Source organism: Paenibacillus sp. plas6 (assembly GCF_057221655.1).
This window is the reverse complement of sequence record NZ_CM170151.1, coordinates 1,425,509-1,438,112: the sequence shown is the minus strand read 5'-3', so window position 1 is coordinate 1,438,112 and position 12,604 is coordinate 1,425,509. Positions and strand designations below refer to the sequence as shown.

At 39.8% G+C, this 12,604-nt stretch carries 10 protein-coding genes; 7 read left to right on the top strand and 3 right to left on the bottom strand.

Features of this window, described 5'->3' with window-relative positions; all coding sequences use genetic code 11:
• The first annotated feature begins 50 nt into the window (after window positions 1-50).
• Together AC2TDL_RS06385 and AC2TDL_RS06380 are read left to right on the top strand one after the other, a co-directional pair.
• The gene (locus AC2TDL_RS06385; RefSeq protein ID WP_484699378.1) at window positions 51-1,076 is read left to right on the top strand and encodes a M23 family metallopeptidase; all 1,026 of its coding nucleotides are present in this window, start codon (window positions 51-53) and stop codon (window positions 1,074-1,076) included.
• Between the two features lie 252 nt (window positions 1,077-1,328).
• Window positions 1,329-2,495: an acyl-CoA dehydrogenase family protein gene (locus AC2TDL_RS06380; protein WP_484699376.1), complete on the top strand. Its 1,167-nt coding sequence runs from the start codon at window positions 1,329-1,331 to the stop codon at window positions 2,493-2,495.
• A 272-nt stretch (window positions 2,496-2,767) separates the two neighbouring features.
• On the opposite strand, the gene AC2TDL_RS06375 is transcribed toward AC2TDL_RS06380, so the two are convergent.
• Window positions 2,768-3,658: an AraC family transcriptional regulator gene (locus AC2TDL_RS06375; protein WP_484699374.1), complete on the bottom strand. Its 891-nt coding sequence runs from the start codon at window positions 3,656-3,658 to the stop codon at window positions 2,768-2,770.
• A 418-nt stretch (window positions 3,659-4,076) separates the two neighbouring features.
• A complete protein-coding gene (locus tag AC2TDL_RS06370) occupies window positions 4,077-5,516 on the bottom strand; it encodes an IS6 family transposase (RefSeq protein ID WP_484696056.1) in 1,440 nt (479 codons plus the stop codon).
• A gap of 173 nt (window positions 5,517-5,689) precedes the next feature.
• Here AC2TDL_RS06370 and AC2TDL_RS06365 point away from each other — a divergent pair, with 173 nt between their 5' ends.
• The 4 genes from AC2TDL_RS06365 to AC2TDL_RS06350 are packed head-to-tail and all read left to right on the top strand — an operon-like array spanning window position 5,690 to window position 9,864.
• Window positions 5,690-6,829, top strand: coding sequence for an LLM class flavin-dependent oxidoreductase (locus tag AC2TDL_RS06365; RefSeq protein WP_484699372.1), 1,140 nt, complete (start codon window positions 5,690-5,692; stop codon window positions 6,827-6,829).
• Window positions 6,830-6,840: 11 nt separating this feature from the next.
• Window positions 6,841-8,148 carry an ABC transporter substrate-binding protein gene (locus AC2TDL_RS06360; protein WP_484699370.1) on the top strand — a complete coding sequence of 436 codons (1,308 nt, stop codon included), beginning with the start codon at window positions 6,841-6,843 and terminating at the stop codon, window positions 8,146-8,148.
• A gap of 15 nt (window positions 8,149-8,163) precedes the next feature.
• Window positions 8,164-9,036 (top strand): carbohydrate ABC transporter permease, encoded by an 873-nt coding sequence (locus AC2TDL_RS06355; RefSeq protein ID WP_484699368.1) that lies wholly within the window; start codon window positions 8,164-8,166, stop codon window positions 9,034-9,036.
• 12 nt (window positions 9,037-9,048) lie between these two features.
• Window positions 9,049-9,864, top strand: coding sequence for a carbohydrate ABC transporter permease (locus tag AC2TDL_RS06350; RefSeq protein ID WP_484699366.1), 816 nt, complete (start codon window positions 9,049-9,051; stop codon window positions 9,862-9,864).
• 133 nt (window positions 9,865-9,997) lie between these two features.
• On the opposite strand, the gene trxB is transcribed toward AC2TDL_RS06350, so the two are convergent.
• Entirely contained in the window at window positions 9,998-10,921 is a 924-nt protein-coding gene (gene trxB / locus AC2TDL_RS06345) for a thioredoxin-disulfide reductase (RefSeq protein WP_484699364.1), read from the bottom strand.
• 469 nt (window positions 10,922-11,390) lie between these two features.
• Here trxB and AC2TDL_RS06340 point away from each other — a divergent pair, with 469 nt between their 5' ends.
• Window positions 11,391-12,599, top strand: coding sequence for a hypothetical protein (locus AC2TDL_RS06340; RefSeq protein ID WP_484699362.1), 1,209 nt, complete (start codon window positions 11,391-11,393; stop codon window positions 12,597-12,599).
• Window positions 12,600-12,604 lie beyond the last annotated feature (5 nt).

Here is a 12,604-nt window from a genome sequence, read left to right as displayed (position 1 = left end):
GTATACTAAGTGCAGATAAATCAAGGGACAAATATAAGGGAGAGGTAGAGATGAAAAAATATATGAAACCAGTGTTTGCTGCGGTCGCTGTTTCTTTATTGCTTATCGGTTGTAGTGAGGCGAAAAATGAGGAAAAAGGAGCTGTCATCAACGAGGTGAAAGAGGAAATAAAAGAATCAATCTCAAACGAGGTGCAAACTGGTAATAGGGATAGCTTGATCCAAGCAGTTGATATAGCTAATGCTTTACTAGAGAGAAAATATGATCATCTTTATGAGCAATTTGACGAGTATATGAAAGACATTGTTTCGTTACAAGATTTTAAATCTATTGGCGAGCAGTTTATTGAAGGGGTAGATAGCTTTGAACTAAGCTCAACGGTAAACGTAAATGGATTTAACTCGTATGTATGGAAGGATAACACGAAGCAAAAGGCTATTAATGCTTCTGTAAATGAACAGAATCAAATTATTGGCTTGCAGGTGCTGCAGCTAACAAGCTATCCTGAAACCGATGAAATGTATTCACAAACAATGTTTCAGCCTCCATTTGCTAATGAATGGTTAGTTTATTGGGGAGGAAAAAATGTGTTTGAAAACTATCATTATGAATATGAGCATGTACGCTATGCCTATGATTTTGTAATAATGAAGGATGGTTATACGTATTCTGGTGATCCGTTGAATAATGAAAGCTACTATGCCTTTGGTGCCGAAGTCCTTGCCCCAGCAGATGGTGAAGTCATTGCGGTTGTCGATGGTATTGCTGACAATATTCCAGGGGAAATGAATGAGCAACAGGCAGAGGGCAATATGGTCGTTATTCAGCATGATCATGGGGAAGTAAGTATGCTCGCTCATTTTAAGCAAAATTCGATTACGGTAAAGGTTGGCGATAAGGTTAAGCAGGGACAAGTGTTAGGTCTTTGCGGTAATTCTGGCAACTCTTCGGAAGCTCATATTCATTTCCAAGTGATGAAGCAAGTAGAAGATGACAGCGATCTAGTCATTCCGATCACATTTGCAAGTGGTAAGGAATGGGTGCGTGGTGATCTGGTACAAGGACAAAAACTATAAAGGCGATCTAAGTCTAGCCCAGAAAAAAGCTAAGCAATCACGCTTTAGCGATAGCATGTGTTCGGAAATCGGACACATGCTTTTTTATGTGCGAATGGTATCATAGTTTGTAGATAGCCTTGTAGCAGTTAGTTGCGCTTGGTATAGTTAATGAACAACAGCATATTACTGCAGTAGAGAGCAAAGGAACTGTAAAACTACAATACCTAATTTTTTATATAAACATTTTATTAATGAGTAGAGGCGAAGGCGATGAAACGATTAGATCATTTATTTGTTGTAACAAAGGAGCAGGAGCAGCGGTTAGCAACAATCGGCGGTTTGGCAGATAGCTTTAAGGATGGAGCGAAGCGGGCAGACGAGGAGAATGGCTTTGCTTATGAACATATTGCAGCATTGCGTGAAATCGGCTACTTTTCCTATCCCGTGCCTAAAAGCTTTGGTGGACAAGGAATATCGCTATATGAGCTTGTTATGTATCAAGAGCGTTTGGCACAGGCTGATGCAGCAACTGCACTTGCAGTTGGCTGGCATTTAAGTGTTGTCCATGATATGAATTTCAAAAAGAACTATTCACCAACTGTAATAGAGCAACTAAATCGGGAAATTGTCGAGAAGCAAGTATTGCTCAATAAAGCAGTAACAGAAAAAACATCAGGCAGTCCAACTCGTGGCGGGAAAATGTTAACTACAGCCGTTCAGCTTGATGATGGCTCATATAAGCTAAATGGTAGAAAAACCTTTACGTCTTTATCTCCAGCATTGGACTACTTTATTGTTATTGCAAGCTTGGAAAATGGCGAAGCGGCTGAATTTATTTTTCCCCGTAATGCCAGTGGCGTCGTTATTGAAGAGACGTGGGATATGGTAGGAATGCGTGGGACCGCTAGTCATGATTTGGTAATGAACGATGTCATTGTACCTCAGTCAGCAATGCTCTGTAAGACAGCAAAAGCTGCTACGCCATCGTTACTTCATATCCCTGCTTGTTATCTAGGAATTGCACTTGCTGCAAGGAAAGAAGCGATAAAATTTGCCTATAACTATCACCCAACTTCCTTGCCAGCACCAATTATTCAGCTTCCGCATATTATGACACAGCTTGGTCAAATTGAACTGGAGCTGCAAGCAGCGCGCCACTATATGTACAGTGTCGCAGCAAGATGGGATCGATTAGAAATTGCTCCAGAATTGTTAGTTGCAGAGCTAAATGCGGTAAAAATAACTGCAATTCAAACTGCATTATCTATTGTCGATAAAGCAATGCGCGTTGTTGGCGCTCACAGTCTGTCCATGGATCATCCGCTGCAAAGAATGTATCGCGACGTGCGCTTTGGCTTGCACAATCCGCCAATGGAAGATGCCGTATTAACGTTGCTCGGCAAGCAGGCAATAACTGATTATGAAGCGGAATCTTAAAATACGAAGAGCGTAAGCAATTGTGGAATTAAACTAAATAGGAAAAGGATTACGTGATAATCTTAATTGAGATCGAGGCTGGCATTGTTCCAGCCTCTATTTCTTAAAACTATATTTTTGTAAATCATATCTAGCTTTTGCAGTTCTTTCTTTTTTGAGGATTCGAAATGAAGTGAAGCTTTTGTCTTCGGAACATAATAAGTTGCATATATTAAGTCGCTTGCTCTTGAAATATAGTCATTTAAAGCTTGGTTTCATGTAACTATGACGTACTATAGAGCGTTTTTGTTTTCACTACGATGACTTAGCATTTCTCGATATGCAATTGGTGACATGCCAACTCGCTTCTTAAACGCTTTGGAGAAGGAGGAGATATCCTGGTAGCCTACTGCTTGCGCGATTTCAGCAATTTTATAGCTAGTGTGCTCCAGCAATAGCTCCGCTTCCTGCATTCTTAATTGGATTAAAAAGTCGAGCGGAGAAATGCCATATACTTTGCTGTACATTTTGGAAAAATGAGTCCGCTCCACTCTAACAAGCTGGGCAATTTGCTCTACTGTAATCGGTTCAGAAAAATGGTGTTCAATATATTGCTTTCCTTTCTCAAGCCAATCTAGCGAAGGTGATTGGGCAGGAGTATGTCCGTGTTTTATTTCTAAAGATTGAAAGATTGCATACATAGCATGCAGTCGTTCAAGTGGCTGTTGATGCTGATGGAACATATGCAAAAAAGCTGAAATCGTCTGAGCGTTTACACGGTCTGCCAGATGTGGCTGCTCAGGCGACAATCCGAGCCTTGCTAGCGTTGCTAACGCTTGTTTGCCATCAAAAGCTAGAATTAGTTTTTTTATTGGTTTATTGGGATTGCAGTAATATTCATGAATGACCTGAGGAAACAAGCAATAAATATCATTAGCGCGCAGGTCATATTTCTTTTTTTGGTGAATAAACGTTCCTTCACCCTCTAAAACACATAATAAATAATAATATTGTGTTACGCGCGGACCGATATGATAATGTGGCTTAGCAATATTTGATCCAACGCGCAGCGGCCATAAGCTGCTTTGTTTCTCATATTCAGTAGGCTGCAATGGATAGATTGTAAGCCATTCCTGCTCATGTTCATTCATATCTTCTTTATTAATCACTTCTGTTAAATTCATTGCTGTCCCTCCTTACTTTAAGCTTAACACCCACAAATTGACAACTAAATCCGCAACAAATGGACATAGACTATTGTGACAACTTTATGTAATCTACTTATATCATATTAATCCAAGTAAATCTATGGGATATTAAGATTATACTAAAAAGTTAATTAAATAGGTAGTGTCAAAAGTTCTATGAAAACTCAATAGGTGTTCGGGTCGTCTCCCATTTGTTGGGTGGAAAGGCCACGCAATCGCTCTTGACAAACACGCCAATGGTTTGACTCTACTTTAACAAGGGCGACGGGGACAAAAAGAAGGCATGCTAAATAGCCCTTGGTTTTTCCATTTTAAACCATTGGCTAGTTCGGTTTGTCAAGAGTTCGCTCCGCCGATTGCTCGTTTTTACTTCGGGCTCTGCTAAACCAAAAAGTTAGGCTGGTTGTTGTTCGTTAATCCATTGTTGTGCTAAAGCGATCAGTTTAGTCCATCTCGCAGGCATATTCGGGAGCTGCAGTAACTCTGGATTAAGCACTGGCACCTTACCTTCTAATGCAGAATGAGGCCTTAAAAAGTTAAAGTAAGCTACAAACAGGGTCACAAAAGAAACAGATCCTTGTTCGGATCCAAACCCGTGTGTTGAACGATAATTGCCTTTAAATGTGCGATTTAGTCTTTCGATAACTTGTTTGAGATGCCTATACTCCGTTGACACAGGATCTTCATTGGTAAGTCCAATAACCTGCTTGATGTCGAACTGAATATCGTGTTGAGCGAAAAAGTGCTGAGCTAAGAGATAAATCGGATTGCCATCCACCACAAATGTAAGATCTTTAGGAATCTCTTTCAGTTTCATTAAGACATCATCAATGGCACGGATTGCTGACACTGTATCCCGATTTGGCGATACTGGGTAAGACAAAATAATCTTTTTTACCGCATCAAAGAAGAAAAACAAGTAATGCCAACGCCCATTCACCTTGATGTAGGTTTCGTCTCCACAGAACTGGTCAGAAAGTTCGTAGGGATAATAATCTACGTAAGGCTTAAGTATTAGGGCAACTGCATTCTCATAATTTAAAATACTTTGATGCGATATGCTTACCCCATGTACATCTTTCATGAGTGCAGCTGTTTTACGGGCCGAAAGTCCATAGTTGACATGATAGGTTAAAATGAGCCCCAAAGTATGTGGCGACGCATACAGCCTGGATAAATCAACCTTGGGCTTTTTGGGGGAAGACTTAGACAATGGCTGAAAATCGATGTGAAACTGCCGGAAAATGTATCTTAACTTAAAGGATTGAGGATCTTTTTTAAACTGTCTCTTCTCTTTCGAAGACATACCATTTAGTTTCTTTTGGTAATAGGGACAATCATTATTTTTACACTTGAACACGTTAAAGTCTTTTCGCTCTTTGATTTTTTCAAGAGTCTTAGAACAATGAGGACACTTTAAAATGGCCTCTTTCAAATAGCGGCTCTTATCATTAAACAGACAGGAACATACCTTACATTGATACTGTCCTTTGCCCCCATTATTGGCATAAAGATAATCCGATGGAGCACCACACTTCGGACAGTTCATAGATTTAGGTACAGTCGTCTTTGCATTCAAACGCCTTTGAACAGGCTTTAGATGTTTACCGTTTTTCTCTAGGTATTCTGTTAGAAGGATTCGATAATCAAGCTTCTGAAGAGTTTCGTTGATCGGAAGATCATCCACCTGAAGCTTACGATATGGTTTATTGATTGGCTCTTCTTTAGGTTTATCAAACATGTTTTTACCGATAAGAAGAGTAAGTAAAGTTTTAATAATTTGATCTTGGTACTTGATAAATTCAAGTAAATAGGTTAATAATTGAGGATACAAACTTGTCACTTCCTAGTTGTTTGGGATTAAGTGTTCGGTGTGGTAACCTTACTTTTAACCTAAAACTATGGGGGTGGCAAGTTTTTTGCTTTCCGAGACTTATATATCAAGGAAAACCCTCAATTATATATATAAAGTTTTTACAATACGATTAAATATATGGAGGGGTACTTATGTCAGCACAGAAACAAGTGGAGGTCGGATGGTTCATACCAACGACTGGAGATGGCGAATTTATTGGGATTCCCCCACAAAGACCAGCATCTCCGCAATATTTAACGGAGGTTGCTAAGACAGCAGAACAGGCAGGTTATGAATTTGTTTTAATTCCTACAGGCGGAGATTGTTGGGACGGTTTTGTTGTAGGATCTTGGATTGCTGCTCATACAACGAAGTTAAAAACGCTTGTTGCCTTGCGTCCTGGCTTAATTTCTCCAGTGCTAGCAGCACGTAATGCTGCCACATTAGACCAAATGTCTGGCGGGAGAGCGTTAGTTAATGTTGTAACGGGACATTACCCTCAGGACTTAAAAGCGTGTGGCGATCCGCTTTATGATAAGCATGATGAGCGCTATGAGCGAACCTTGGAGTTCGTACAAGTCGTCAAGGGAGTCTGGGAAGCAGGAGATGTGAAGAGCGGCGGCTTTAACTTTGAAGGTAAACATTATACCGTTGAAGGCGGATCATGTCAGCCAGCAGTTAAAACAGAACCTCATCCTCCGATTTACTTTGGCGGAAGTTCAGTAGCAGGCAAGAAAACTGCAGCATTAACCGCAGATGTATATTTAATGTGGGCTGAACCGCTAGATTGGATAAAGTCACAAATTGATGAAATGAAAGGGTATTTGCAGGAGCTTAAAGAGCAGCAAGGGATTGAACGCTCGCTGCGCTACGGTATGAGAGCACAGCTTGTTGTCCGTGAAACTGAAGAAGAAGCATGGGCAGCAGCGTGGAACATTTTAAGTAAAGCCGATCCTGAGCTTGTGCAATCTAGAGAGAAGCTGCATGCAAAAACCGATGCAGTTGGGCAAAATCGACAAATGGATTTGTTCAATCAATCTGTTGAAGATAATTATGTAATTGCGCCAAATATGTGGGCAGGGCTATCTGCTATTCGCGGGGGCGGAGCAGTTGCCTTCGTTGGCACACCAGAGCAAATTACTGAACGTTTACTCGAGTTTGTAGATATAGGAATTACTTCGTTTATTTTATCTGGTTATCCTCATTTGGAGGAAGCAGAAATTTCAGGGCGACTATTATTGCCACTATTACGCAAAAAGCTTGCTGAGCGAGGCTTAGCTGGAGCACTTTAGGAGGTCTTTTTATGAAAAAGTTAGGTTGGTTAAGTTTATTATTATCAATTATTTTACTTCTTTCAGCTTGCGGTAGTAACAATAACAGTAGCAACAGCGCTTCAACAGGCGGCAATAGTTCTAATAGCAGTGCTGATCAAAGCAATAGCGATAATGAGAAAAAGGAAAATGTGAAATTAAGCTTCATTCATTGGCGCGGGGAAGATGTTGAAGTTTTGGACAGCATTATTGCGAAATTCGAGCAAGAATATCCTTATATAAAAGTTGAGACACAAGTTTTTCCGTCTGATCAATATCAATCTACTGCGCAGGCAAAAATTACTGACGGATCGGTTGGTGATGTGTTCACAGTATTCCCAGGCGCACAATTTGAAGCAATTGCGAATGCAGAGTTAATGGCAGATTTATCAAATGAAGCTTTTGTAAATAATTTTGAGCCGAATTTAATTACTGCAGGTCAAAAAGATGGTAAACAATATGCGCTGCCTTATCAATTGGTTTATAATATTCCAATTTATAATGTGGGACTGTTTGAAAAATATAATGTTGAAGTTCCAAAAGACTGGGATAGCTTGCTAGCAGCACTGGAAGTATTTAAGCAAGCTGGCATTACGCCAATCGCATTTCCAGGTGCAGATATTGGCCCTGGTCAGCTAATGAACTCAATGGTAATGAACAACGCGCCAGATGAAGACATCTTTGTTAAGCTTGAAGCGGGTGAAGCGAAGTTAACTGACGATTGGTGGGTTAAAACACTTTCTCAATTTAAGGAGTTAAATGATAAAGGCTACTTCCAAAAGGATGCGGTTGGTGCAAAACAGGATTCATCCATTGCTTTATTCGTGCAAGAACAAGCTGCGATTCTTGGAACAGGGTCATTCCATCTTGCATCAAACAAGGCTAGCAATCCGAATTTACAGCAAGGACTATTAGCTCCAATTACCGTTTCTGAAGATGAAGCGGTATATGAAGGAATTCATACAACAACGTTTATGCTAGCGGTAAACAGTCGCTCTAAGCATCAAGAAGAAGCAAAGCTATTTATTGAATTTTTAAGCCGCAGTGACATTGCTGGTGAATATGCAAATGGCACAGGGCAAAACGTCACAGTAAAAGATGTAGAATATACATCAGAAGAATTACAGATCGTAAGTGAATGGACAAGTAAGAAAACACGCTTCCAACCGCGCTTTACGATTAAAAATGCAGAAGTGCAAAAAGCAGTAACAAATTCAATTCAAGCAGTGTTAAGTGGGGTATCTCCTGAACAAGCAGCAGCAGAAGCACAAGCTATTGTTGAGCAGCAGATTGCTCAATAATGGATGATGAATAAGATGAAAAAGCATCTAAGATTACTTCCGTTTATTTTGCCAGGGTTAATTTTATATACGGTGCTGTTTATGTACCCTACCATATCAGCGCTTTACTATTCCTTTACCAATTGGGACGGCTTATCGCCGTCCTATCAGTATGTTGGCTTGCAAAATTATGAAAAGGTCAGCGAGGATATTATATTTAGAAAATCACTTGGCAATAACGTGAAGTTTATGTTCATGGTTGTTATTGTACAAACCATTGTGTCACTGCTGCTGGCGCTGCAAATTTATAAAAAATCTAAAATCAATGTTGCTCTGCGAGCGTTATATTTTTTGCCTACCATTTTGTCTTCTGTTTCCGTCGGCTTTATTTGGACATTTATTTATGATTCTAATTTAGGGGCGCTTAATAAGTTTCTAACGCTCATTGGCTTAGAGAATTTAGCACAAAATTGGTTGGGGAATCCAAGCATAGCCATTTTTTCGATTGCTGCTGTTCAGGCATGGGCGCATATCGGTCAAATGGCGGTACTGTTCATTGCGGGATTACAGTCTATTCCGCCTGAGTTACATGAAGCAGCGAAGCTTGATGGTGCTAGTAAGGTAGGACTGTTTTTTCGCATTACTTGGCCGCTGCTTGCTCCTGCTGCAGCGATCGTTGTTTCCTATACGACGATTCAATCGTTCAAGGCATTTGACCTTGTATTTACGATGACCGGTGGCGGACCTAACTATTCAACTGAAATTATCTCTACTTATATTTACAGCACAGCATTTTTAAACTATGCCTTTGGCAAGGCAGCAACTGCATCGGTATTTTTCTTAGTGCTAATTGCGCTTATTACATTTTTACAATTTAAGCTGTTACGTACGGATCGTGTCAGCTATTAAGGAGGGGAAAGTATGCTGCGTACACTCGGTAAACTACTATTAATTGGCTTCGCATGTATGATTATTGCCCCTCTGCTTATCGTTCTGTTTACGGTTTTTAAGAGTAATGCAGAGTTTTTTGCTAACCCTGTATCTTTGCCAAAACAATTTACATTCGACAATATCCAAAGCTTGTTTGCTAAGCAGACGATGTGGCGTTATTTTTGGAATAGCGCAGTAGTTACCTTAGTAACGGTTGCTTTAGAGCTATTATTATCGAGCAGTATTGCTTATGCAATTATGCGTTATGGCAAAAGTAAAATTGCAGGCTTACTTTTTTCGTTTTTTGCAATCGGTCTAATGATACCTTCACAGGTAAATATGATTCCAATTTACTCATTGCTGCGTGATTTTTCACTAACGAATAGTCATTTCGGCTTGATATTAGTGACGTTAACAATTTTATTGCCGCTTAGTGTCTTTATGCTAACAGGTTTTGTAAAAACATTGCCTAAAGAGATTATTGAAGCGGGAGAAATTGATGGAGCAAGTGAATTTCGCTTGTTCCTACAAATCGTCGTACCGTTAACGGCGCCTTATTTAGCAACAACAGCAGCATTTTTATTCGTTATTGTTTGGAATGATTTGTTGTTCCCAATGCTGTTGATTGTAGAAAAAAGCAAGATGACATTGCCGCTGGCGTTGTTACAATTTAAGGGCGAATATATTACAAATTATCCTTTATTGATGTCAGGGGTTATTGTTACTGCATTGCCGATGATTTTAATGTTTATCTTTTTACAGCGGTATTTTATTGCTGGGGCATTAGCAGGTTCGTTAAAAGGCTAGAGGATGAGGTAATTATGAGGTAATAATAAAGCGATGGTTTACCTTTGTTCTTAGGAGTAATTACTCTTCAGCAACAAAGCACCATCGCTTTTTATTGTGTACTTATATTATACAAGCATTAGTTCATGCACGATTATTCTAAGCCCTCTAAGAAACGTTCACATTCAAGGGCAGCCATACAACCTGTACCAGCAGCAGTAATGGCTTGACGGTATACTGTATCCTGAACATCACCGCATGCGAATACGCCTGGAATGTTAGTTGAAGTTGTACCTGGTTTTACAATGATATAACCGTTCGCATCAAGTTCGATTTGTCCGCCTAGGAAAGCAGTATTTGGTCTATGACCAATCGCGACAAATACGCCATCAGTTTCGATAATTTCTTCTTCGCCAGTTTCATTGTTGCGTACTTTTAAGCCAGTTACGCCCATGCCATTAGCAAGCACTTCAACTGGTGTACGATTAAGTGCCCAGCTAATTTTTTCGTTAGCTCGTGCGCGATCTTGCATAATTTTAGAAGCGCGAAGCTCTGTACGACGGTTAACGATTGTAACTGATGTTGCGAAGCGAGTAAGGAAGTTTGCCTCCTCCATTGCTGAGTCGCCGCCGCCAATAACAACGATTTTTTTACCGCGGAAGAAGAATCCGTCACATGTTGCACAAGTACTTACACCGCGACCGATGTTTTCTTGCTCACCTGGTATACCTAGATATTTTGCAGAAGCGCCAGTGGAGATAATAACAGATTCAGCAACGATTTCGCCAGCACCTTCAACGTCAAGCACAAATGGACGTTTGCTAAAATCTACGCTTTTTACAGAGCCAGTTTTAAAAGAAGCACCGAAGCGCTCAGCTTGCTTACGCATATTGGACATTAACTCAGAACCTAAAATACCTTCAGGGAAGCCTGGGAAGTTCTCAATTTCTGTAGTCGTTGTTAATTGACCTCCTGGTTGCCAACCCTCGATTACAAGAGGGGACATGTTTGCACGTGCCAAATAAATTGCTGCTGTAAGTCCTGCAGGACCAGTTCCGATAATGACTGTTTTATACATTATGATTTCCTCCGTTGTTCAATTCTATAACTGTAATGAAACATAGCACAGTTGTCGTAATATAAAGTTATAATAAACTGTAACGATTGTCAACACAGTTCATTCAACTTTCACGTTAAGTTCACTTCTAATAAGATTTGACGATTAGCTGAGGGATATACATTTTTTCGTTACAATATCGTAAACTTATAAGATGTACGCGATTAATTACAGAAAAGCTAAACTAAAGTTGATTTCTTTCGTATATATCTGTGACACTATATTTCCAGGTAAAAAGAACCATTTATTGATAATGGTTTATTTTTGAAATGGAGAACAATAGTCGTTTAGGGTAGAATAGAGTAGAGACAATAGAAAATTAGATAGATTTACTGAACCAGAGGGTGGAGGCTGAGCAAAAGTGTATTGTCATCACTGTCAAAGAAGCTTTGCTGAGGATGCTATATACTGTAGCCAATGTGGAAGAAAATTGCTTCAGCACAACATAACAAAAGTACAGAAGGTCGGTATTTGGCCCGATGATAGTACTGAACTCTCAGTTGAGCAGCAAGAAGTAGCTGCTACGGTTGAAACCAACATGCCAACCAATGAGAAGAAAAAGAAAGCGATGATGCGAAGCAATCATAATTTTGCATTAAAAGCTACAGTAGGATTTGTTTTATTATTTGCAACGATATTAGGGGTATTATTCCATTTCTATAAACAAGAGCTGGATATAAATGAGGAAGTATTAAATTTACAGTCGATGGCAAGAGTTGAAGCGATGGCTGGAAACTATGAACAATCGCTCAATCTTTTGCAGGATGCGATAAAGCTTCGACCTAATTTTGCTGCATTAACCCAAGATGAAACTATGGTTTATCATGCGATTCGAATTGATCGAATGGGGGATGAATTAGAAAACGCCATAGAACAGGGCAAAGAGAGTGAAGCTGAGGAAAAGTTGGAGGAGCTGCGTCAGGAGCTAAAAGGCTATAAGGAGCCTGTATTTAATAAACATCGTGAGCGACTTGAAGAGCTTAATATGAAATATACGGTATTAAGTTTAACAAATGAGCTTGGTAGATTAGGAACGATTGAAGAGCTTGGCAATCTGCTTAATGTGGCAAATGGTTTAGTTGGTGAAGAAGCAACAGTGCTTAAAGAACAGATTATTGAACGGATTCGCACAACAACAACAGCGGAAGTGAATAAGCTGGTTGAGCGTAAACGCTATACGAATGCTTTATCAGTAATTGATGAAGCATTGGGCTGGGTTCGTGGTGATGAAGAATTAGTAGAATTAAAAAGAAATATTAACGAGCAACAGCAGGAATATGCTCGCGCTGAGGAGCAACGAATTCAGCAAGCAATGGAAGAAGCTGCTGCCGAGGATTACATCAATCAGACAGCTGCAGTACAACTGCTTAATTTTGAACAGGTTATGAATGAAATGGGGGATCTTGTAGTTGTTGCTCACATGAAAAATGTAGCGACACGCACCATCTATAACGTTTCATTAAAGTATAAAATTACCTCCGAACAAGGAGAGGTATTGAAAACAGGGACAATTGGTGTAACTCCAGATAACGTTGCTTCTGGTGAAGGGATGACGTTTTCTGTTGTGTTGGATGAGGAGCTTGCAACGGGGCAAAACATTAAGTTAGAAATAGTTGAAGGAACTTGGAGCCTGGAATAAAGATA